At 67.5% G+C, this 22,189-nt stretch carries 23 protein-coding genes and 2 tRNA genes; 18 read left to right on the top strand and 7 right to left on the bottom strand.

What is annotated here, in order from left to right:
- Positions 1-12: 12 nt before the first annotated feature.
- The 3 genes from ABIC25_RS14950 to ABIC25_RS14940 all read right to left on the bottom strand — a co-directional run bounded on the left by ABIC25_RS14950 (position 13) and on the right by ABIC25_RS14940 (position 2,436).
- On the bottom strand, positions 13-441 hold the full coding sequence (locus ABIC25_RS14950; RefSeq protein WP_101819379.1) for a Fur family transcriptional regulator: 429 nt from the start codon (positions 439-441) through the stop codon (positions 13-15).
- Complete coding sequence (locus tag ABIC25_RS14945; RefSeq protein ID WP_354562076.1) at positions 438-812, bottom strand: ArsR/SmtB family transcription factor; 375 nt, start codon at positions 810-812, stop codon at positions 438-440. Before ABIC25_RS14945 ends, ABIC25_RS14950 begins: the two co-directional genes overlap by 4 nt.
- Positions 813-897: 85 nt before the next feature.
- Entirely contained in the window at positions 898-2,436 is a 1,539-nt protein-coding gene (locus ABIC25_RS14940; protein WP_354562075.1) for a M28 family metallopeptidase, read from the bottom strand.
- A 204-nt stretch (positions 2,437-2,640) separates the two neighbouring features.
- Here ABIC25_RS14940 and ABIC25_RS14935 point away from each other — a divergent pair, with 204 nt between their 5' ends.
- The 6 genes from ABIC25_RS14935 to ABIC25_RS14910 all read left to right on the top strand — a co-directional run bounded on the left by ABIC25_RS14935 (position 2,641) and on the right by ABIC25_RS14910 (position 8,932).
- Positions 2,641-4,026: a glycine--tRNA ligase gene (locus tag ABIC25_RS14935; RefSeq protein WP_004023004.1), complete on the top strand. Its 1,386-nt coding sequence runs from the start codon at positions 2,641-2,643 to the stop codon at positions 4,024-4,026.
- A gap of 136 nt (positions 4,027-4,162) precedes the next feature.
- Complete coding sequence (locus ABIC25_RS14930; RefSeq protein WP_354562073.1) at positions 4,163-4,630, top strand: cold-shock protein; 468 nt, start codon at positions 4,163-4,165, stop codon at positions 4,628-4,630.
- Positions 4,623-5,939 carry a deoxyguanosinetriphosphate triphosphohydrolase gene (locus ABIC25_RS14925; protein ID WP_004023002.1) on the top strand — a complete coding sequence of 439 codons (1,317 nt, stop codon included), beginning with the start codon at positions 4,623-4,625 and terminating at the stop codon, positions 5,937-5,939. The genes ABIC25_RS14930 and ABIC25_RS14925 overlap by 8 nt, the downstream gene beginning before the upstream one ends.
- A gap of 65 nt (positions 5,940-6,004) precedes the next feature.
- Positions 6,005-7,927 carry a DNA primase gene (gene dnaG, locus ABIC25_RS14920; RefSeq protein WP_354562072.1) on the top strand — a complete coding sequence of 641 codons (1,923 nt, stop codon included), beginning with the start codon at positions 6,005-6,007 and terminating at the stop codon, positions 7,925-7,927.
- 128 nt (positions 7,928-8,055) lie between these two features.
- Positions 8,056-8,613 carry a dihydrofolate reductase family protein gene (locus ABIC25_RS14915; RefSeq protein ID WP_239401176.1) on the top strand — a complete coding sequence of 186 codons (558 nt, stop codon included), beginning with the start codon at positions 8,056-8,058 and terminating at the stop codon, positions 8,611-8,613.
- 79 nt (positions 8,614-8,692) lie between these two features.
- A complete protein-coding gene (locus ABIC25_RS14910) occupies positions 8,693-8,932 on the top strand; it encodes a three-helix bundle dimerization domain-containing protein (protein WP_086537459.1) in 240 nt (79 codons plus the stop codon).
- 38 nt (positions 8,933-8,970) lie between these two features.
- Here ABIC25_RS14910 and ABIC25_RS14905 read toward each other — a convergent pair.
- Positions 8,971-9,044, bottom strand: a tRNA-Ile gene (locus ABIC25_RS14905).
- 297 nt (positions 9,045-9,341) lie between these two features.
- On the opposite strand from ABIC25_RS14905, the gene ABIC25_RS14900 reads away from it, so the two are divergent.
- A tRNA-Asn gene (locus tag ABIC25_RS14900) sits at positions 9,342-9,414 on the top strand.
- Positions 9,415-9,510: 96 nt separating this feature from the next.
- Positions 9,511-10,572: a hypothetical protein gene (locus tag ABIC25_RS14895; protein WP_354562071.1), complete on the top strand. Its 1,062-nt coding sequence runs from the start codon at positions 9,511-9,513 to the stop codon at positions 10,570-10,572.
- Positions 10,573-10,641: 69 nt separating this feature from the next.
- Here ABIC25_RS14895 and ABIC25_RS14890 read toward each other — a convergent pair whose 3' ends face one another.
- Positions 10,642-10,830, bottom strand: coding sequence for an Rv3202a family protein (locus tag ABIC25_RS14890; protein WP_354562070.1), 189 nt, complete (start codon positions 10,828-10,830; stop codon positions 10,642-10,644).
- A 59-nt stretch (positions 10,831-10,889) separates the two neighbouring features.
- Entirely contained in the window at positions 10,890-11,282 is a 393-nt protein-coding gene (locus ABIC25_RS14885) for a winged helix-turn-helix transcriptional regulator (protein WP_354562069.1), read from the bottom strand.
- A 106-nt stretch (positions 11,283-11,388) separates the two neighbouring features.
- Between ABIC25_RS14885 and ABIC25_RS14880 the strand changes: the two genes are divergently transcribed.
- The 5 genes from ABIC25_RS14880 to ABIC25_RS14860 all read left to right on the top strand — a co-directional run bounded on the left by ABIC25_RS14880 (position 11,389) and on the right by ABIC25_RS14860 (position 15,391).
- Positions 11,389-12,249 (top strand): SDR family oxidoreductase, encoded by an 861-nt coding sequence (locus ABIC25_RS14880; protein WP_354562068.1) that lies wholly within the window; start codon positions 11,389-11,391, stop codon positions 12,247-12,249.
- A gap of 122 nt (positions 12,250-12,371) precedes the next feature.
- Positions 12,372-13,019 (top strand): dihydrofolate reductase family protein, encoded by a 648-nt coding sequence (locus tag ABIC25_RS14875; RefSeq protein WP_033203947.1) that lies wholly within the window; start codon positions 12,372-12,374, stop codon positions 13,017-13,019.
- A gap of 119 nt (positions 13,020-13,138) precedes the next feature.
- Entirely contained in the window at positions 13,139-13,891 is a 753-nt protein-coding gene (locus ABIC25_RS14870; protein WP_354562066.1) for an isocitrate lyase/PEP mutase family protein, read from the top strand.
- Between the two features lie 67 nt (positions 13,892-13,958).
- Positions 13,959-14,384 carry a pyridoxamine 5'-phosphate oxidase family protein gene (locus ABIC25_RS14865; RefSeq protein ID WP_064570603.1) on the top strand — a complete coding sequence of 142 codons (426 nt, stop codon included), beginning with the start codon at positions 13,959-13,961 and terminating at the stop codon, positions 14,382-14,384.
- Positions 14,385-14,446: 62 nt separating this feature from the next.
- Positions 14,447-15,391, top strand: a complete 945-nt coding sequence (locus tag ABIC25_RS14860) for a hypothetical protein (RefSeq protein WP_354562065.1) — start codon at positions 14,447-14,449, stop codon at positions 15,389-15,391.
- A 6-nt stretch (positions 15,392-15,397) separates the two neighbouring features.
- Here the strand turns inward: ABIC25_RS14860 and ABIC25_RS14855 are convergent, their stop codons facing one another.
- The gene (locus ABIC25_RS14855; RefSeq protein ID WP_354562063.1) at positions 15,398-16,585 is read right to left on the bottom strand and encodes a TetR/AcrR family transcriptional regulator; all 1,188 of its coding nucleotides are present in this window, start codon (positions 16,583-16,585) and stop codon (positions 15,398-15,400) included.
- Between the two features lie 200 nt (positions 16,586-16,785).
- Between ABIC25_RS14855 and ABIC25_RS14850 the strand changes: the two genes are divergently transcribed.
- From ABIC25_RS14850 to ABIC25_RS14830, 5 genes are all read left to right on the top strand, one after another.
- Positions 16,786-17,592 (top strand): enoyl-CoA hydratase-related protein, encoded by an 807-nt coding sequence (locus tag ABIC25_RS14850; RefSeq protein WP_101819388.1) that lies wholly within the window; start codon positions 16,786-16,788, stop codon positions 17,590-17,592.
- Between the two features lie 79 nt (positions 17,593-17,671).
- Positions 17,672-19,276: a fatty-acid--CoA ligase FadD5 gene (gene fadD5 / locus ABIC25_RS14845; RefSeq protein ID WP_004022990.1), complete on the top strand. Its 1,605-nt coding sequence runs from the start codon at positions 17,672-17,674 to the stop codon at positions 19,274-19,276.
- A 231-nt stretch (positions 19,277-19,507) separates the two neighbouring features.
- Entirely contained in the window at positions 19,508-20,638 is a 1,131-nt protein-coding gene (locus tag ABIC25_RS14840; RefSeq protein WP_004022989.1) for an NDMA-dependent alcohol dehydrogenase, read from the top strand.
- Between the two features lie 23 nt (positions 20,639-20,661).
- A complete protein-coding gene (locus tag ABIC25_RS14835) occupies positions 20,662-21,480 on the top strand; it encodes a serine hydrolase domain-containing protein (RefSeq protein ID WP_354562062.1) in 819 nt (272 codons plus the stop codon).
- A gap of 128 nt (positions 21,481-21,608) precedes the next feature.
- A complete protein-coding gene (locus ABIC25_RS14830) occupies positions 21,609-22,127 on the top strand; it encodes a DUF3145 domain-containing protein (protein ID WP_004022987.1) in 519 nt (172 codons plus the stop codon).
- The last annotated feature ends 62 nt before the right edge of the window (positions 22,128-22,189 follow it).

Genomic DNA, 22,189 nt, shown 5'->3' with positions numbered 1-22,189 from the left:
TCCGCTCCCTGCTCAGTCGCTCTCGGCAACCCGGCAATCACCGCAGCGGCCGAAGACCTCGACGGTGTGGTTGATGTCGGTGAAGCCGTGCTGCGCGGCGATCTTCGCGGCCCATCGCTCGACCGGCTCGGCCTGGACCTCGACGGTGGTTCCGCAGTCGCGGCACACGAGGTGATGGTGGTGTCCCGACGAACAATGGCGGTAGCGCGTCTCACCGGAGCCGTCCCACAGCACATCGATCTGGCCGGCCTGGCTCAGCGCCTGGAGATTGCGGTAGACCGTCGTCAGGCCGATCGATTCACCGCGGGCCTTGAGGATCTCGTGCAACTCCTGGGCGGAACAGAAGTCCTCGGTGCCGGCCAGGGCGTCGGCGATCGCGGCCCGCTGGCGCGTCGACCGGATGCCGGTGACCGGCTGCGGTCCGGAGGCGACCCCGCTCATTCGTTCACCGCCCGGGAGGCGTCGGTCGGCATCGCGCGGCCGTCGTGGGTCTCGTTCGCGTGGATCAGGGCGTCGCCGACGATGTGGGCGACGTGATCGTCGAGCAGTTCGTAGGTGATCTCGCGGCCGTTGCGCTGGCCGCGGACCACGCCGGCGTCCTTGAGGACACGCAGGTGCTGACTGACCAGCGGCTGACTCAGACCCAGGTGCCCGACGAGTTCATGGACGCACTGCACCCGCTCGCGCAGGGACAGCACGATCGCGACGCGAGTGGGGGAGGCGAGGGCACGCAGGAGGTCGGCGGCGGCTTCCCGGGCCGCGGCATCGGCCGCCTCGACGGGGTCGGGCCCGTCCAACGGTTGGGTCGACATCGCGCTCCTCTCGCCTGGCTCGCGCCACTGATCCGACCATTCTAACGGAAATGGTTTTCAATCCATGCCCGGGTCGCGTGGCTGGTCAGCCGCCGTTCGCGCGACGGCGGTCGGCGACGGGGGGAACCCCGTCCGCGCCCGCGGTCGACAGCGCGTACGTCGCCACCGCGAACGCGACCGCGGAGGAGTTGACGGCCAGGAGGTCGGTGTCGATGTTGTCGAGGGTGTCGCGCGCCGTGTGATAGTCGGGGTCGAAGGGCTCTCCCGCGCGGCCGCCCCACAGCTCGGCCTGCGCCTCGTTCTTCTCGGTCTCCGCGCCGGTGAACGCCCCGCCGGAGGGGATGCCCACCGCGATGAACGGACCGTAGTCGGAGCGGCCGTCGAAGTCGTCGGGTGCGAGGGGGATGCCCCGATCGGCGTAGAACTTCTCGAAGGTCCGCTCGATGCCCCCGGAGCCGTCCGGGCCGGGGCCGGCTCCCTCGCGTTCGGAATCGTCCCCGTCGTAGGTGAAGTAACCGCCGTTGGGCGACGCGAGCATGTCGAAGTTCAAGTACAGGGCGACCGCCGCGCGGCCGGCCGGGTCGAGTCCCCGGACGTACTCCGAGGAACCCACCAGGCCGTCCTCTTCGGCGCCCCAGAACGCGAACCGCACCCGGTGCGCAACGCGCGGGGACGAGCCGAGCCGCAGCGCGGTCTCGAGGACAGCCGCGCTGCCGCTCGCGTTGTCGTTGATGCCGGGCCCTTCGACGACGCTGTCGAGGTGCGCGCCGGCCAGCACGACGTCGTCGGCGGTGCCCGTCCGGGTCTCGGCGATCAGGTTGCGCGTGCGGATGCCGGTGGTCTCCGCCTCGACCGAGAGCGTCACCGATCCAGCCGACCGCACCCGCTCGGCGTCGTCGGCGGAGACGCCGAGGACGGGGATCGTGGGGCGGTCATCCGGCCCGAGCGTGGCGCCCGTGAGCGGGCCGGGTTCGTTGTTGACCATGATCGCCCCGACCGCACCGGCGGACTGCGCGTTGCGTGCCTTGTCGGCGAAGGTGCAGGTGCCGCGCGAGATCACGGCGACCGACCCGCGCACCGCCCCCGGGAAGTCGGTGCTCGCGCATCCGAGCCCGTCGACGGTCACGGGCGCGGCGGTGACCGGGGTGTCACCCGTGCCTGCCGAGTACTCGACGATGCGCGTCGCGACCTTCAGGTCGTCGGCCGTCAGGCTCACCGGCCCGGCGTCGAAGCGCTCGTAGTCGACCGGCGTCGTGGTCACGTCGAAACCCGCCGTGCGGAGCAGCCCCGCGACGTAGTCGAGCGATGCGTCATACCCGGATGTGCCGGCTGCGCGGTTGCCGCCGTTGTTGTCGGCGATCTGCTGGAAGGCGCGAACGTGGGCCATCACGTTCTCGATGGTGACCGCCTCGCCCAGCGCGTTCGGGGTGACCTCGGCGACCGGGGGTGCGGGCGAGGGGGTCGACACCGGCGCCGAAGAGGGCCGATCGACCTCTGTGGGCTGTTCGTCCGCGCACCCCGCGACGAGTGCCAGTACCAGTGCCAGTGACGCTGCCAGGAACGTCGGCCGGCCATGCCGCGCCGGAACAGGGACGCCGACGCGTCGTCGTACTCGAACGATCACCCTGCCACTGTCGCAGTTCCGGAACGCCGGCGTGCGCCCAACGGTTCGCGGCGACGACCGGAGTTGCCGGTGCTTTCGGGAAACAGGACACCTGCTCGGTAGTCTGTACGGGTTGCCGCCTGCATCTCGTGGATGCACGCCGAGCACCGAGCATCAGCACGACCGTCCCAGCCGAACACCTCAACCCGTGGAGAGCAGTTAACCGTGGCCGCCCAGTCCAATGTGGAATCCGTCGTCAACCTCGCCAAGCGTCGGGGCCTGGTCTACCAGTGCGGTGAGATCTACGGCGGTACCAAGTCGGCCTGGGATTACGGCCCGCTCGGCGTCGAACTCAAGGAGAACATCAAGCGGCAGTGGTGGCGCACGATGGTCATCAGCCGCGAGGACGTCGTGGGTCTCGATTCGTCGGTCATCCTGCCGCGCCAGGTCTGGGAGGCCTCCGGCCACGTCGAGGTGTTCACCGACCCCCTCGTCGAGTCGCTGCACACCCACAAGCGCTACCGCGCCGACCACCTCATCGAGGCCTACGAGGCCAAGCACGGGCATCCGCCGGCCAACGGCCTGGCCGACATCAACGACCCGGAGACCGGGCAGCCCGGCAACTGGACCGAGCCCAAGGCCTTCAGCGGTCTGATGAAGACGTTCCTCGGTCCCGTCGACGACGAGGAGGGCCTGCACTACCTGCGTCCCGAAACCGCCCAGGGCATCTTCGTGAACTTCAAGAACGTGATGACCACTGCGCGCAAGAAGCCGCCGTTCGGCATCGCCCAGATCGGCAAGAGCTTCCGCAACGAGATCACCCCCGGCAACTTCATCTTCCGGACCCGCGAGTTCGAGCAGATGGAGATGGAGTTCTTCGTCAAGCCGGGCGAGGACGAGGAATGGCACCAGTACTGGATCGACCAGCGGTTCGACTGGTACGTGAACCTGGGCATCGATCCGGAGAACCTGCGGCTCTACGATCACCCCAAGGAGAAGTTGTCGCACTACTCCAAGCGGACCGTGGACGTCGAGTACAAGTTCGGCTTCACCGGTAACCCGTGGGGCGAACTCGAAGGTGTCGCCAACCGCACCGACTACGACCTGTCGACGCACAGCAAGCACTCGGGCGAGGACCTGTCGTTCTTCGATCAGGCGTCGGGCGAGCGCTACACCCCGTTCGTCATCGAACCGGCTGCCGGCCTGACCCGCTCGCTGATGGCGTTCCTGTGCGATGCCTACACCGAGGAAGAGGTCCCGAACGCGAAGGGCGGCACCGACACTCGCACCGTCCTGCGGCTCGACCGGCGGCTGGCACCGATCAAGGTCGCCGTGCTGCCGCTCTCGCGCAACGAGAAGCTCTCGCCGAAGGCCCGCGACCTCGCCGCCGAACTCCGCAAGCACTGGAACGTCGAGTTCGACGACGCGCAGGGCATCGGCAAGCGCTACCGCCGACAGGACGAGATCGGCACCCCGTTCTGCGTGACCGTCGACTTCGACACCCTCGACGACCAGGCCGTCACGGTGCGTGAACGGGACACCATGAGTCAGGAGCGGGTCGCGCTCGACAAGGTCGCCGAGTATCTCGGTGGCAAGCTGCTCGGCGCCTGAGAACTGTCGCAGCGCCTCGGGACGTACGCCCACGATTCCGCCTGACCTGCGGATGTCTGTCACACTTGATGGCGAGTTGTCGCGTGGAGTAGGGCATGGGGTCCGTCGTGCGCGTGACGAGAGAGTGAGTGGAGTCGTGTCTGTCAGCGGGAAAGTCGTTCATTACGACGCGAATCGGGGATTCGGGTTCTTGGCGCCGGAGTCGGGCGGCGCCGATGTGTTCCTCCACATCAACGACATCGACATCGATGAGAACTCGTTGAAGCCCGGCGCGAAGGTGTCTTTCGACGTCGAGGAGACCGATCGGGGTTCCAAGGCGATCAACGTCGCAGTGACCGAGGCCGCACCCGCCGACGACGCCGCGGGCGCCCGGGCGCACCGCCGCGACGAGCATCACGGCCGAGATCGGGGCGACCGCGGACGCCACGACGACCGCGGCAGCCGTCGGCCGCGCGGTGGCGGCTCGCTGGACTCCGCCGCGTTCACCGAGGAGCTGACCGAACTGCTGCTCGACGCCGACGGCGCCCTCACCGCACGCCAGATCGTGGCGATCCGGCAGCGCGTCACCGACTTCGCCGTCGCCCGGGGCTGGGTGCTTGACTGACACCCGCCAGGGGCCCGAGACCGTCGGTCATGTTCTCCCGGCGGTGGCCGCGTACGGCGACGAAGCCGTCGAGCGATTCGTTCCCGAGGGAGCCAAGGTCGCGAGCCTGCCCGGCACGCGGACCGATCATCGGAGCGACTTCGCCCGAGATCGGGCGCGGGTCCTGCACTCCGCGGCGCTTCGCCGGCTGGCCGACAAGACACAGGTCGTCGGTCCGCGAGAAGGTGACACGCCCCGCACCCGGCTCACGCATTCGCTCGAGGTCGGACAGATCGGCCGGGGCATCGCCATCGGCCTCGGCGCCGAACCCGACCTCGTCGAACTCGCCGGACTCGCCCACGACATCGGGCATCCGCCGTACGGACACAACGGCGAACGCGCGCTCGACGAGGTGGCCGCGGATCACGGTGGTTTCGAGGGCAACGCCCAGAACCTCCGAATCCTGACGAGGCTGGAACCCAAGCTGCTCGATGCCGACGGGCACAGTGCCGGCCTGAATCTCACCCGTGCCTCGTTGGACGCGACCCTGAAGTATCCGTGGACCCGGCGTACCCCGGGCGGGAAGTTCGGGGCCTACGACGACGACGCCGGCATGCTCGCCTGGATCCGTCGGGATGCGCCCGGGACCCGGCAATGCGTCGAAGCCCAGATCATGGACTGGTCCGACGACGTCGCGTACTCCGTGCACGACCTCGAGGACGGCGTGATCGGCGGCCGCATCGATCTGCGGACGCTCGGGGACCCGCAGGATCAGCGCGCGCTGGCCGACATCGGTGCCAAGGAGTTCCCCGGCCTCGATCCCGAGGCGCTCGTCGACGCCGCGGCGCGCTTGCACCGGATGGACATCGTGCGTTCGGTGGGTGTCTTCGACGGAACTCTCGACTCCTATGTCGCACTCAAACGGTTGACCAGTGAATTCATCGGGCGCTTCGCGTCGGCGGCGATCACCGGGACCCGCGAGGTGGTCGGGGGTCGGCCGGTGTCGCGCTACGACGCCGACCTCGAGGTACCGGAACTCATCGCCGCCGAGGTGTCGATGCTCAAGACCCTGGCACTGCGGTTCATCTTCTCCAACGAGCGCCACAAGGCGACCCAACGTCGTCAGCGGGAACGCATCCACCGCGTGGCGAACTGGTTCGTCGAGGCGGCGCCCGGCGGTCTGGACCCGATTTTCGTGCCGTGGTGGAACGCCGCGTCCGACGACGCCGCCCGCATGCGCGTCATCGTCGACCAGATCGCGTCGATGACCGAAGGCCGGCTCGAGCGCACCGACAAGCACAATTCGGGGGCGCAAGCGCACCTGGGTTAGGGCCGGGGAGCGGGTCGTCGACGCACCCGGCCGGGCGGCTTCACCGGCGTCACTACACTGGTCGCGTGGCAGGCCGAATTCCCGATCGCGACATCACGGCGATCCGTGAGCAGACGAGGATCGAGGACATCGTCGGCGATTACGTCGCGCTGCGTCGGGCCGGTGCCGACAGCCTCAAGGGGCTGTGTCCGTTCCACGACGAGAAATCGCCGTCATTCCACGTACGGCCCAACCACGGACACTTCCACTGCTTCGGCTGCGGCGAGGGCGGGGACGTCTACAGCTTCCTGCAGAAGCAGGAACACATCAGCTTCGTGGAGGCGGTCGAGCAACTCGCCGACCGGATCGGTTACCAGATCAACTACGAGGGCGGCGGCACCGCCATCAAGCGCGACCGCGGGACACGCGCCCGTCTGGTGGCGGCCAACGCGGCTGCCGCGAAGTTCTATGCCGCCGCGCTGCAGTCACCGGAGGCGCAACCGGCGCGCGACTATCTGAAGGAACGCGACTTCGACGCGGTGGCGGCCGTCCAATTCGGTTGTGGCTACGCGCCTGCCGGCTGGGACACGATGACCAAGGCGCTGCTGTCGCAGGGGTTCGAGTTCAGCGAGCTCGAGGCGGCCGGGCTGTCGAAGCAGGGACGCAAGGGTCCGATCGACCGGTTCCACCGCCGCCTGCTGTGGCCGATCCGCAATCTCGCCGGCGACATCATCGGCTTCGGTGCCCGCAAGCTCTTCGACGACGACAACCTCGGCAAGTACATGAACACGCCGGAGACCATGCTGTACAAGAAGTCTCAGGTGCTGTTCGGTCTCGATCACGCGAAAAAGAGCATCGCCAAGGGCCATCAGGTCGTGGTCGTCGAGGGTTACACCGACGTGATGGCGATGCATCTGGCCGGTGTGACCACCGCGGTCGCGTCCTGCGGCACCGCGTTCGGTGAGGATCACCTGGCTCTGATCCGGCGTCTGATGATGGACGACTCGTACTTCCGCGGCGAGGTCATCTACACCTTCGACGGCGACGACGCCGGAAAAGCGGCTGCCCTCAAGGCATTCGAGGGGGAGCAGTCGATCTCGGGACAGACCTTCGTGGCGATCGCACCCGACGGCATGGACCCCTGCGAACTGCGCCAGGAGAAGGGGGACGCGGCCGTCCGCGACCTGATCGCGCGCCGGGTGCCGATGTTCGAGTTCGCGATCAAGGCGCTGCTCGCCGGACATGACCTCGACACCGCCGAAGGTCGCGTGCACGCCCTGCGCGACACCGTGCCGGTGGTCGCTCGGATCAAGGACATCGCACTGCGCGACGAGTACGCCCGGCAGCTCGCGGGCTGGGTCGGGTGGGAAGAGGTCTCCCAGGTTCTCGGGCGCGTGCGCGAGGAGGGCGCCAGAATCCGGAAAGCGCAGGGCGTCAGCCCATCCGGTGGTCGGGGAGCCACGCGCGGTGCCCGCAACCGACCGGAGGCCGAGTCGGCCCCGACCTCCGCGCGGCCGCAACCCAACGATCCGCGCCTGTGGCCGCAGCGGGAGGCGCTGAAGGCCGCGCTGCAGTATCCGGCGATCGCCGGCACGGTGTTCGACTCGCTGCCCGTCGAGTGCTTCAACGAGCCGGCGTACGCGGTCATCCGCCAGGCGATGACCGGTCTCGGCGGGACATCGGCCGGTCTCGGTGGCGCCGCCTGGGTCGACGCCGTGCGCAATGCCGTGGACGATCCGATCATCGACCCGCTCGTGACCGAGCTCGCCGTCGAATCGATGCCGGTCGACGAGGACAACATCGCCCGCTACATCTCCAGCGTGCTGGCGCGCCTGCAGGAGGTGTGGGTGGGCACGCAGATCGCCGACATCAAGTCGCGACTGCGCCGGATGGCGCCCAGCGACGATCCCGACGGCTACAACGCGGTCTTCGGCGATCTCGTCGCACTCGAGGCCTATCGTCGGAGCCTGCTGGAACAGGCCGTCGACCCCATCGTCGGCGCGGGCTGATCCCGCAGGTGGAGCCGTCCTCGCGGGTCGACCCGGCGACGAGCGCAGCCCCCGCGGCGATGAGTTCCCGCCCCCGCCGAGGTCTACCCCGTCGGCACCCCCCACGCGACCGACGGAGGCAGGAATCCATGGCGACAACGATCTTCTCGGCGACGGCATCACTCGACGGGTTCATCGCCGGACCCGGTGGCGACATGTCGTGGCTGACCCGATTCTTCGACGTGCCCGCCGACGGGCAGCCGGCGTCCACTGCAGCGGACGATGCCGCCGCACGGTTGATGCGCGGCACCGGCGCACTGCTGGTCGGCAATCGCTCGTTCCGCGGCGATGATCCCAACAAGGGCACCGACCGCGAAGGTGCGTTCGGTGGCGAATATGACGGGCCCGCTGTTGTTCTCACGCACAACCCACCCGCCGACCCCGTCGATGGCGTCACCTTCGTGTCCGATCTGCACGAGGCGGTCGAGACCGCCACCGCGATCGCGGGCGACGCCTATATCACCGTGATCGGTGCCGATGTCGCGCGACAGATGATCGATCACGGGTTGCTCGACGAGGTGTTCGTGTTCTTCGTCCCGGTGTTTCTCGGCGCGGGCGTACGGTTGTTCGACCGGCCCGGCGGTGGCGAGGTCCGGCTCACACCGATCCCCGGTGAGAGCGAGTACTGGTGTCTAGTGGAGCGATGAACCCGAACCGGAGTTGAACAGTCGACGACGGTTCGTGCTCCCGGCTGCGAGTCCGCCGGCGGCTGCCTACCGTGGGAGCGTGGACGCCAATGACGAGCGCAGGCAGGTCACCGAGGTGCAGCACCGCCTGATCGGGATGTACACCGACAAGAAGCCCGAAGAGGTCGCCGAGGCCGTCGAGGCCGCGTATCGGCACTTCGACGGCATCGATGTCCGCGACTTCGTGCCGCTGCTCGTGGAGCGGCGTGCCAACAACGCACTGAGTGGGTCTTCGGTGATGGCCGATTCTGCGGAGGTGCCCCCGGCGCTGGGTGGCTGACGTCGGGGAACTCGTACACCAGTCCGGTGCCTCATGAGTGGGGAGTGCGGGGCTCGAACCCGCGACCTACGGATTATGAGTCCGCGGCTCTAACCGACTGAGCTAACTCCCCGCGCAGGTCTTGCGTCCTGCGGGAGAGGACACTACCGCACACCCGGGGAACGGTCGGAGACGCGTGCGTGCACAAGTGTCGACCATCTGGCGCGGCGGGCCACGGGGCTCGCAAGCGGCCGGCGACGAACACGCAGATGAAGGGGTCGCGCGTTCGTCCCATCGTGGTCGACGGTCAGTCGGTCACCGCCACGCCTAGACGGCTGACCGCGCGTTTTGTTCTCCGGCGCGACGATGCGCTAGAGTCTGACCTCGGTTCTGGTGAAGCCCCCGAGGGTGCCGAACAGAGCCGCGGCAATCCCCCATAGCTCAATTGGCAGAGCATTCGACTGTTAATCGAACGGTTACTGGTTCGAGTCCAGTTGGGGGAGCAGAACAGCCCGTCACCTGCAAGAGCAGGCGACGGGCTTTCTGCTTTCGGACCACCGTTCGTTTCGCGGCCCGGCGGCGGGGGTAGGCGCCCCTGCATGCACACAGACCCATCGTCACAATCTGTTCTGGTGATCGCCGATCCCGGCGCGACGGAGGCGATCGGCAAGCGGCTGTCCGAATCCTTGTCGGCGGACAGCGAAAGCGCCGTCGGCCGGCAGGTCTCGACCCGAAGTCACGCGTATCCGATCGACGAAGACACCGACTTCTCCGACGTGGTCGGCACGGTGGATCCCGATTCCGCGAGCGAGGACGTCGTCATCTACCTCACCGACCTCGTGCGCCGATCGGGGACGACCCCGCTCGTCGCCGAGATCCACCTCTCGAAACGGCTGGGGGTGATCTCGATTCCGGGGATGGGGGCTGCATCCGTCGAACGCCGCACGAGGGATCTGGCGCGAATGGTCGTTGCCGAGGTGTCCAGCGAAACGGATGAGCAGCCGGCAACTGAACGCATTCATCGGGTGCAGGACGACGACGTCGTGCACTATCTCGCGCCGTCCAGACTGTCGCGTCTTCGGCTGCTCGCGGGCATGGTCTACGCCAATCGGCCGTGGCGCGTGGTCGCCGGTATGTCGAAGGTGATGATGGCTGCTTTCGCCACCGGCGCAGTGAGTCTCGCATACGGGACCATGTGGCAATTGTCCGACATGATGGGGCCGTGGCGACTGAGTGTGGCCACTGCTCTGTCGATTGCCGCGCTGATCGCCTGGCTGATCATCGAGCACGACCTGTGGGAACGGCCGCCGTCGCCGGAAGAGCGCGAACGGGCGGTGCTGTACAACATGTCCACCGTCGTCACCCTGACGATCGGTGTCATCGTCTTCTACATAGTCGTGTTCTTCCTGCTGCTCCTCACAGCGTGGTGGACGATACCGCCCGACATGGTCACCGACCAGATCGGGGATCCGGTGGACTTCTGGACTCTGATGGTGATGGCCTGGCTGGTGGCATCGGTGGCCACGTTGGGCGGTGCGCTCGGTTCAGGCATGGAGGATGACGACGCCGTGCGGGCAGCGACTTATGGGGCTCGGCAACGCCAGCGTTTCGAGCGGGACGACGATGACGATCGGCGTTCGGCAAAGAGCAAGAGCCGATAACGCGAACGGAGGGGCACATCACCTGCCGAGCAGAGGATGTGCCCCTCGCGTACGGGGTGGACGACCGCCCTATTCGCGCGGGTAGTCCTCGGGGTCGGTCTCGACCTCGGTGGCCTGCTCGGCCACATCCGCGGGATCGGCGTCGAATGGCACCGTCGGGGCCGGTCCGGAGCCGGGTTCGGGGTCCGTCGGCTGGGCTTGCTCGATCGCATCGGCCTCGCTGGCCTCGATCGGCAGGTCGGTTTCCGGTGACGTCATCGGTCGCTCCTCTCGTCGTCGAACTCCTACGTATCTACGTGTACCCGACGAGGTGGATTTCAGTCTCCGGCGCCGCGTCGCTCCTCGTAGCGGGCCTGGGCGTCCCGGACGACGGGCATGTTGTCCTGCACGAGTTCGATGAGTCCGCTCAGGTGGTCGGCCACCTGCCGGCCCAGCGGGGTGAGGTGATACTCGACCTTCGGCGGGATGGCCTCGAGGACGGTGCGGACGATCATGCCGTCGCGCTCGAGGTTCTGCAGGGTCTGCGACAGCATCCGCTCACTGACGCCGTCGACGCGCCGACGGAGCGCGCTGAACCGATAGTTGCTCTCGCCCAAGGCGAGCAGCACGAGGCTGCCCCAGCGTCCGGTGACGGTCTGCAGCGTCGTCCGCGACGAGCAGTCCCGGGCGAAGACGTCCGCCTCGAGGGACTCGTCGCTGATCTCGGTCACGGGTTCAACGGTAGCCCAAGGGTCGAGATCTTGCTAACAGTTAGTATTGCACTTACGAAAAGTTAGTGCATACTGTGGTCACCAACCCCGAAGAGAAGAGGACACAATGACCACAGCAGTGACCGGCGCGACAGGACATCTCGGCGGCCTGGTGATCGAGGAGTTGCTCGGTCGCGGCGTCGTCGCCGGCGACATCGTCGCGATCGTCCGCGATGAGTCGAAGGCGTCGAAACTCGCGTCACAGGGCGTCACGGTCCGGGTCGCCGACTACGACGATCCGGACTCGCTGCGGAACGCGCTCGCCGGAGTCGACAAGTTGCTGCTGATCTCCGGGTCGGAGGTCGGGCGACGTCTCGCCCAGCACACCAACGTGATCGAGGCCGCCGAGGCCAACGGCGTCGCGCTCATCGCGTACACCAGCCTGCTACACGCGGATACGAGCGGTCTGAGTCTGGCTCCCGAGCACGTCGCCACCGAAGCCAGGCTGCGCGAGTCATCGGTTCCCGCCGTGATCCTGCGCAACGGCTGGTACTGGGAGAACTACCTGGGGGCCATTCCGCAGGCGGTGTCGACCGGGGTGCTTTTCGGTGCTGCCGGCGACGGACGCCTCGCGGCTGCGGCACGCGCCGATTACGCGGCCGCGGCCGCAGCCGTACTCACCGCCGGTTCCGATCAGGCAGGCAAGGTCTACGAGCTCGGCGGTGACGAGCGACTGACCTACGGCGAGCTCGCCCGCGCGATCAGTGCGGCCTCCGGTGCGACAGTCGAGTACCGCGACCTCTCCGAAGCCGAGTACCAGGCCACTCTCGTCAGCGCAGGTCTGCCCGAACCGGTCGCCACGATGCTGGCGAGCTCCGACGCCGGTATCAGCCGCGGAGAGCTGGACACCGACTCCGGCGATCTCAAGTCGCTCACCGGCCGGTCGTCGACTCCCGTCGCGGACGTCATCGCGCAGGTGCTCGGCTGAACCTCCGTCTCACGATGGTTGCCCGATGTGGTCCGGTCCGAGTCGCAACGATGAGTTTTCCGGCGCCATCGGGTCTGTCCGCATAGATTGCTCGTGCCGACAGACGACGGGAACGGAAAACCATGCCGCAGCTACTGAGAGTCCAGAACTTCTCCATCTCGCAGGACGGGGTGGGGGCGGGGGAGAACCAGACGTTCGACCGCCCCTTCGGTGACCGGGTCGAGCCGTGGGAACTGATGTCGTGGGCGGGTGCCACCGCGAGCTGGCCCAACCGGACCGACCCGGGTGGCACCCGCGGCCTCGACGACTACTTCACTCGCGACTTCGCCCACAACATCGGCGCGGAGATCATGGGCCGCAACAAGTTCGGCTACCAACGCGGTCCGTGGACGGACCATGAGTGGCAGGGGTGGTGGGGCGACGAACCGCCTTTTCACACACCCGTCTTCGTGCTGACGCACCATGTGCGACCGTCGTTCACACTGAGCGACACCACATTCCACTTTCTCGACGCCACACCGGCCGAGGCCGCCGAGCAGGCGAAGGCCGCGGCCGACGGTCGCGATGTTCGCGTCGGCGGGGGTGTCAGCACCGTGCGGGAATTCCTCGACGCCGGTCTGATCGATACCCTGCACATCGCGGTCGCGCCCGTCACGATCGGAACCGGGCTGAAGCTCTGGGAGACGCCCGAGGAACTCGACGACCGGTACCATCATGAGTCGGTCCCCAGCTCCAGCGGGGTCACGCATCACCTGTTCTGGCGCAAGTAGCGCCGGCCCGTCGACCGCACCTCGATCCGGTTGCGGTTTGTCCCGGTAGCCGGGACAAACCACAACCGGATCGCGGCGTCGGTGGAATGCGCCCGCCGATCGGCGTAGTTGTAGGGACCATGACGGAACTCTCCAGCAAGGCCACGACTCTGCTCGAACTCCACCAGCCCGGTAACCCGGTCATCCTGCCCACCGTGTGGGATGCCTGGTCGGCGAACCTCGCGGTCTCCGCGGGATTCACGGCGCTGACGGTCGGCAGTCATCCGGTGTCGGATTCCATCGGCAAGCCCGACAACGAGGGCATCACGTTCGACGAACTGACCACCCGCATCCGGCAGATCACCGCCGCCGTCGACGTCCCGATCTCCGTCGACATCGAATCCGGATACGGGGAAGACCCGAAGACGCTCATCGACGGACTGATCGCGGCGGGTGCCGTCGGTCTGAACATCGAGGACACCGTGCACAGCGAGGGCGGACGGCTTCGCGAGGCCCAGGAGCACGCCGACTTCGTGGGCGCGTTGCGGGCGGCGTCCGACGCCACCGACGTGCACGTGGTGATCAACGCGCGCACCGACCTCTTCGTGAAGCAGGTCGGGGACGACTCCGACCGCGTCGAGCGCGCCATCGAGCGACTGAAGCTGGCCGCCCGAGCCGGTGCGGACGTGCTGTACCCGGTCGGTTTCCACGACGACGCCACACAGAAGCGACTCACCGCGGAGCTGCCGTTGCCGGTCAACGCGATCGGACATCCGACCAAGAACTCGAAGTCGGCATTCGCCGAACTCGGCGTCGCTCGCGTCAGTTTCGGGCCGATCTTCCAGATGGTGCTCGCCGAACGCGCCGCCGAGGTCCTCGAGCCCTGGAAGTAGCGAGGGCATCCCGTCCGGGGTCGTCGAACCCGGACGGGATGTCGGCGGTTCGGTCTACCGTCGGCACATGGCACTCACGAGATCCGAACGAGAAGCGTTTCTGTCCGAACCCCACGTCGCGGCGCTGTCGGTGGAGGCCGAGCCCGGCCGGGCGCCCCTGACCGTCCCGATCTGGTACCACTACGAGCCGGGCGGTCGGCCCTGGCTGCTCACCGGAACCGAGTCGCGCAAACTGCAGCTCATCCGGGCGGCCGGGCGGTTCACGCTCATGGTCGACGAGGTGTCGCCGCGGCTGATGTACGTGGCGGTGTCGGGGGATGCGGTCGACCTGGTCGCCGGCACCCGCGCCGACCTGCAGGAGATGGCGTCGCGCTATCTTCCGCCCCAGGCGGTCGAACCCTACGTGGAGATGGCTGAGAAGGACCACGGTCCGCAGACGAAACTGTTCCTCGAGCCGACGCAGTGGGTGTCGCTGGACCTCGGCAGTCTGTGACCGAGTGCCGCTGATCCGGCAGCGAGACGAACCGGCCGCGACCGTCTCGCTACATTGAACGCATGCCGAAGTCGCGTTCCACGTCCGATCAGCCCGACCCCGCATCCACCGAATCCGGCGCCGAGTCCGATCAGCCCGTCGTCTCCGGACCGCGGCGGGCGACGTCGGCGAGCGACGGCGAACCGGTGACCCCCCTCGACGGCAACGAGTTCCTCGAGGCCAACCGCAGCAACCGCGACAAGTACCGCGCGGAGGCCGAGGCCAAGGCGGCGAAAGCAGCGCGCAAGGCCGAGCGTAGGAGTGGCACAACAGGTTCCGGTTCCGGCGGCGGCGACTCGGCACCCGACTCGACCGGCACGGGTCTGACGGACTCGGAGGTCCCGAGCCCGGACGCGGCGTCGCCGTCCGCCGAGCCCGTCGCGGACCGGACCCCACGCAAGATCGATCCCGCCGCGGACCGCCGCCGTGGCTCGCGGTGGACCGGATGGACAGCGGCGGTCGGTGCCCGGCCCTGGGCCGTGATCGGGCTGATCGTGGCTGTCGTCGTCCTCGCAGCGTCGACCGCAGTACTCGCGGTGGCCTATGTCGACGCCGACGAGCGGGCCGGGACCAGCGCTTCGGCCGGCGCCTCCACATCGCTTCTCGAGACCGCGCGTCGGTACGCGGCCGAGATCTCCACCTACAACTCCGCCGACTATGCCGACCTCGATCGGCGGATCCGAGAGATCTCGACGCCCGCCTTCACCCAGACATACATCGAGTCCTCGCAGGACGCCCGACGCGGATCGACTGCGGCGGAATCGGTCTCGACGGCGCAGGCCGACAACGCGGGCATCATGTCATTGGACGACGGCAAGGCGGTGGTGCTGGTGACGCTCGACCAGACCCTGAAGTCCCCGCAGACCGCCCAGGAGTTCCCCGACGGATTCCCGTACCAGTCGCGGGTCAAGGTCACTCTCGTCGAGCAGGACGGCCGGTGGCTGATGGACGACTTCGCCGTGCTGTGAGGGAGTTCAGCCGTGCAGCAGGATGCGCATCGCGAGCGCCTCGATCCGCTCGGGTGAGGGCGGTGGGGACTGGCGGGACAGGTCGGTGACCACGTTGAGCGCCGCATGCACGAGGAACCGGGCCTGGGAGAGCGACAGTTCGTCGCGGTCGCGGGTGAGCCAGGTGGCGAACTCGTCGACGGTGATCCGTTGCTGGTTGCGGAGTTCCGCGCGTACCTCCGGGGTCGTGTGCCCGATCTCGGTTTCGTAGATCGCGATCAGATCTGTTGTGCTGGAACTCAACCGGATGTAGGCGGCGAGGATTGCGACGATCGCCTCCCGGGGCGTCGTCGACGCGGCGAGGGCGTCGGCGATCGCCGACGTGACCCGGTCGGTGGCGCGCCAGAACGATGCCTCGAGGATTGCGACCTTGCTGGGGAAGTAGCGATACACACCCGAAGCGGGCAGCTCGGCCGCATGCGCGATGTCCTCGATCGTCACGTCGCGGAAGCCGCGAGCGGCGAAGAGTTCGATCGCCTCGGTGAGGATGACCTCGCGCTTGGCTGCGGGCGCGAGGCCGGCGACCGTCGGCGGCTCCGGTTCGGTGGACTCGGGGAGGTCGACGTCGAGCAGGCCGGCCGCGGCGCAGCTCATCAGTGCCGTCGCGTCGCGGGCCGCCAACGCGGCGCGGTGCGTCGTCGGACTCGCCGCGACGCTGATCATCGCGGCCGCCATGAGGTTGGCGTCGACCTCGCCGAGAGACGGCCGCAGCCGACGGGCGGCCGCGCGTACGCGTCGGTGCTGGTGGACGACGACGTCGCGGACGATCGCGGCGTCGGCCGGCTCGAGATACCGCGATTCCCATCGATACAGCCCCCCGCGGCGCCGGTTGTCGAACGAGGTGGCGGTGATCGCCTCGAGGAGCGCGTGCAACTCCGCCGGCGTCCCCTCGGGAACGGTGTCGAGGACGTCGCGCAGACCGGTGGCGAGTTCGGCGGTGGTCTCGGCGAACAGTGCGTACTTGTTCGGAAAGTGCCGGTACAGCGCAGGCGTGGAGATGCCGACGGCCTCGGCGATGTCGTCGAGACGCACCGCGTGATATCCGCCGTCGCTGAACGCCTTCGCCGCGGAGTCGACGATCATGCGTCGCCGATCGGCTGGACGGCGACGCCGGGCGTCCGATTCGGGACGCGACGTCTGCGGGCGGGCGGTCATGACGACACAGCCTAACCGGAGACCACGTTCTCGTGACACATTTCGGCCGCTCGGACCAAAACAGCAGTAGAAGCGCTCAATCGCAGCTGATAAGTTAACGAGAATTCTCGTGATCTGCGTCGCACTGTGATAGTAATCTTAGCGATGGCACAGATGTGGGGAGCTGTGTCTATCGAAACCGGCATGAGTGGGGAGAGGTAGTGAGCGACGAGAGCACGCACGGCGGAGTGGTGACGTCCGTGGACGATTCCGGGATCGGGCGGCTGACGATCTCGCGACCCGAACGGATGAACGCCCTCGACGGCGGGGCGCATCAGGCGATCGAGGACACGTTGGCGGAGTGGTCGTCTCGGGACGACGTCCGCGTGGTCGTGATCGACGGCGCGGGCGGCAGTTTCAGCGCCGGTGCCGACGTCCGGGGCTTCGCCGAGAGGTCGACGGAGGGCGGCGCGTCCGGGTTCACCCGCGACCAGGCCCGGCAGATCATCTCCGGGGGCTCCGATCTCCTGCGCGCCGTGCGATCGGTCCCGGTCCCGGTGATCGCCTCCGTCGACGGCGCAGCCGCCGGAATCGGCGCATCGCTCGCGCTCGGTGCCGATCTCATCTACACGACGGCACGGTCGTACTTCCTGCTCGCGTTCGTCAACATCGGTCTGATGCCCGACGGCGCCGCGTCGATGTCGTTCGCCACGGCGGTGGGCCGCGTACGTGCCAACGAGTTGGCGCTGCTCGGCGAGAAGCTCCGAGCGTCGGAGGCTCTCGACGCCGGACTCGTCAACGGGGTCGTCGACGACCGCGCCGCGCTCGACGAGGTGGTCGGCACGGTGGCGCACAAGCTTGCGACCAAGAGCCCCGCCGCGCTACGGCTCACGAAAGCCGCGCTCGATGCCCACACGATGGCCGGGTTCGACGCCGCGATCGAGCGAGAACTCGACGGCCAGACCGAACTGCTCCAGTCCCCGGAGTTCCAGGCGGCGATCACCGCGTTCGCCGGCGCCTCCAAGTGAGCGCTGCGTCGCACCGGACGCACTGCACCACAACCGTTCCCGACCCCACCATCAGAAAGACAACGAGGAGACCGATCGTATGACCGCGACCGTCGACACCTTCAGCGACCTGGCCACCGAGCCACTGCGCTCGCGCCGCAACCACTGGAACAACCAGATCCGCCGGCACGCCTTCATGACCCCGGACAAGCCGGCCCTGAAGTTCTTGGGCAACGTCACCACCTGGAAGGAGCTCGACGAGCGCAGCCGGGCCTTCGCCGCCGCACTGAGCCGACGCGGTGTGCAGTTCGGCGATCGCGTCCTGATCGTCCTGCTCAATCGCTCGGAGTACGTCGAGGCGGTCCTCGGCGCCAACCTGATCGGCGCCATCCCGGTGCCGGTGAACATCCGGATGAGCCCGGCCGAGGTCGCCTTCCTCGTCGACGACAGCGGTGCCAAGGTGATCGTCACCGAGACCCTGCTGGCACCGCTGGCCGACGCCGCGGCCGCCTCCACCGGCGCGATCGAGCACACCATCGTGGTCGGCGGGTCGGACAAGGAGAACCACCTCGATTACGAGTCGCTCGTTGCCGAGGACTCCTCGGATCTCGAGGAGATCGACGTTCCCGAGGAGACCGTCGCGCTGATCATGTACACCTCGGGCACGACCGGAAAGCCCAAGGGCGCCATGCTCACCCACACGAACATGCAGGCGCAGGCCGTCACCTGTCTGCAGGCTCTGCAGACGCGGTCCGACGACATCGGCTCCTGCGTCGCGCCCATGTTCCACATCGCCGGCCTCGGCGCGATGGCGCCGCTGTTCTACATGGGTGCGCTCTCGGTGATCCATCCGCTCGGTGCGTTCGACCCCAACGACATGCTCGACACCATCGAGAAAGAGGGCACCACCTCGATCTTCCTGGTACCCGCGCAGTGGCAGGCCGTCTGCGCCGCGCAGCAGGCCAAACCGCGTGACCTCAAGCTCCGGGTGATCAGCTGGGGTGCCGCCCCGGCGTCGGACACCGTCCTGAATGCGATGAACGAGACCTTCCCCGACGCCCTGAACGTCGCCGTCTTCGGGCAGAGCGAGATGTCGCCCATCACCTGTGTGCTCGAGGGCAAGGACGCCCTGCGCAAGATCGGCTCCATCGGCAAGGTCGTCCCCGCGGTCACCGCGCGCATCGTCGATCCCGAGGGGAACGACGTCGCGCAGGGTGAGGTCGGCGAGATCGTCTACCGGGGCCCGAACATGATGAAGGGGTACTGGCAGAACGAGCAGGGCACGGCGGATGCGTTCGCGGGTGGCTGGTTCCACTCCGGCGACCTGGTCCGCGCGGACGAGGAGGGCTTCCTCTATGTCGTCGACCGCGCCAAGGACATGATCATCTCCGGTGGCGAGAACATCTACTGCGCCGAGGTGGAGAACGCGCTCTTCGGTCACCCGAGCATCACCGAGGCGGCGATCATCGGTCGCGCACACGAGAAGTGGGGCGAGGTGCCCGTCGCGGTCGTCGTTCTCGCCGAAGGTGTGGAGGATCTGACCCTCGCCGACCTCGAGCCGTACCTCAACGAGAACCTCGCGCGCTTCAAGCACCCGAAGGACCTCGTCATCGTCGACGAACTGCCGCGCAACGCCGGTGGCAAGGTCGTCAAGCCGACTCTTCGCCAGAGCTACGGCAGCAAGGACGCCGGCCTGGCCGACTGACGCGTCTTCCTGACGGCAACAACCCTCCGACCTGGGCGCGAGCACTCGCGCCCAGGTCGTTGTGTGCTGGTCGGCGCGCGATGCGTCGGGCATCGACACAAGCAAGAAACACCCACTAGAACACGTTCCAATTTTGTGGTTGAGTGACTACTGTCACGTCATGGCGGCAACCGTCGGAGTGAGTAGGTCCTCCCGGTGTGAGACGTCGCCGGGTTCGAACGGAGGAGTTCAGTGAAGACAAAAGGTGCGCTGCTGCGGGAGCACAACAAGCCGTGGGCGATCGAAGAGATCGAGATCGGCGATCCCAAGGCCCACGAGATCAAGATCAAGATGGAAGCCGCGGGCATGTGCCACTCCGATCATCACCTGATGACCGGTGGCATCCCGATGGCCGGGTTCCCGATCCTGGGTGGCCACGAGGGTGCCGGCGTCGTCGCCGAAATCGGCGAGGGGGTCACCGACTTCGAGGTCGGCGACCACGTCGTGCTGTCGTTCATCCCGTCGTGCGGCAAGTGTCCGTCGTGTCAGTCGGGCATGGCCAACCTGTGCGACTTCGGCGCCATGCTGCTTCAGGGCGAAGCCGTCTCGGACAACACCTTCCGCATCCACACCGCGGACGGCGAGAACGTCTACCCGATGACGCTGCTCGGTACGTTCTCGCCCTACATGGTGGTGCACGAGGCGTCGGCGGTGAAGATCGACAAGGACATCCCGTTCGAGGTCGCCGCACTGTGTGGGTGCGGCATCCCCACCGGTTACGGCTCGTCGACCCGCAGCGGCGACGTCCGGCCGGGTGAAGATGTCGCCATCGTCGGTGTCGGCGGCGTCGGTACCGCGGCGCTCCAGGGCGCGGTGATCTCCGGCGCACGCAACCTGTTCGCGATCGACCCGGTCGAGTGGAAGCGCGAGCAGGCGCTCAAGTTCGGGGCCACGGCGGCGTTCGCGTCGGTCGAGGAGGCCGCCATGGCCATCGCGGAGACCACGCACGGCGGCATGTGCCAGAAGGTGATCGTCACCGTCGGCGAGGTCCACGGCAAGGATGTCGACCTGTGGATGGGGATCACCGCCAAGGGTGGCACCTGTGTGCTGACGGGTATGGGCAACATGCTCGAGAGCGACGTGAACCTCAACCTCGCGATGCTGACCCTGCTGCAGAAGAACCTGCAGGGGTCCATCTTCGGTGGTGCCAACCCGAAGCTCGACATCCCGCAGCTGCTGTCGATGTACAAGATCGGGAAGCTCAACATCGCCGACATGATCACCCGGCAGTACCGCCTGGACCAGATCAACGAGGGTTACCAGGACATGTTGGACGGCAAGAACATTCGCGGTGTCATCCGCTACACCGAAGAGGACTGGTGAGCACCCGGGTAACGTGACCCGATGTGTCTGTCCTTGATTCTCTGACGGAATGGCCCGTCGACCACGTGTCGGCGGCGATCATCACCCGCGACGGGGTCGCCGAGCAGTTCGGCGACCCCGCTCGTGTCTTCGAACTCGCCTCGGTCACCAAGCCGCTGGTGGCCTACGCGGTTCTCGTGGCCGTCGAGGAGGGGGCCGTCGAACTCGACGACCCGGCCGGGCCGCCGGGGTCGACGCTCGCCCACCTGCTCTCGCACGCGTCCGGATTGTCCTACGACACCCGCGAGGTGGAGGCGCCGCCGGGGGAGCAGCGGATCTACTCGAGTTCGGGCTTCGAGGTGGCCTCCGAGACGGTGGCGGATGCCACCGGTATCGAGTTCGGCCGCTATCTCTCCGAAGCCGTCTGCGCGCCACTGGGGATGCCGTCGACCGCACTCTACGGTCCCGCCGGGCACGCGGCCCGGTCGAGCGTCGCGGATCTGGCGATCTTCGCGCAGGAGTTGTTGTCTCCGCGCCTGCTGGCGCCGGAGACGTTCGGACAGCTGACGTCGGTCCGGTTCCCCGGCCTCGACGGGTTCGTCCCCGGGTTCGGCAAGCATCGCCCCAACGACTGGGGTCTCGGCTTCGAGATCCGCTCGGAGAAGTCGCCGCACTGGACCGGGACGAGAAATTCTCCGCGCACGTTCGGGCACTTCGGACAGGCCGGGACGTTTCTCTGGGTGGACCCGGCGCTCGACGCGGCGTGCGTGGTGTTGACCGATCGGGCCTTCGGGGCGTGGGCCAAGCCGCTGTGGAGCGAGTTCAACGATCGTGTCGTTGATGAACTCTCGTCACAGAACTGAATTTTTCTCGCACCAGAAACTAGCGCAACACGTGCATCATGGGGCACAATCGAGCTTACGAATGTGATATCCGCTGTCGTGAGGTGTGTTGGGGAAGACGTTCCTCGTCGACAACGGAGGTGAACAAGGTGCGCAATCTGAATCAGTTTGCGGACATGACAACAGGAGTGGTGTACATCCACTCGGCGCCGGTGGCGCTGTGCCCGCATGTGGAGTGGGCTCTGTCGTCGACCCTGAATGCGCGCGCCAACCTGAAATGGTCGGCACAGGATGCCGAGCCGGGCATGCAGCGCGCCACTGTCGACTGGGCAGGGCCGGTCGGCACCGCGGCACGTCTGGTGACGGCTCTGCGTGAGTGGTCGGCGCTTCGCTTCGAGGTGACCGAGAACGCGAGCGAGGGCGTCGACGGCGAACGGTTCTGCTACGTCCCGGGTCTCGGCCTCTGGCGGGGCTCCACGAGCGCCAACGGTGACGTCATCATCGGCGAGAACCAGTTGCGCTCGATGATCGAATCACAGCCTGACAGCGCCGGTCTCGCCGGCGAGCTCGAAGGCGCACTCGGAACCGCATGGGACAACGCGCTGGAGCAGTACCGCATGGGCGGCGCGGGCGCCGAGGTGACCTGGCTGCAGCAGCGGGTGGGGTGACCCTTCGAGACGCTTCCTCCGCAGGCTCCGGAAGCTCCTCAGGGAGCGGAGTAAAGAAGTGC

This window comes from Gordonia sp. PvP123, from assembly GCF_040547295.1.
In the GTDB taxonomy this organism is placed as follows: Bacteria; Actinomycetota; Actinomycetes; order Mycobacteriales; family Mycobacteriaceae; genus Gordonia; species Gordonia terrae.
Note: the sequence above shows the minus strand (reverse complement) of the source record. Positions and strands in the feature narration are given on the sequence as shown.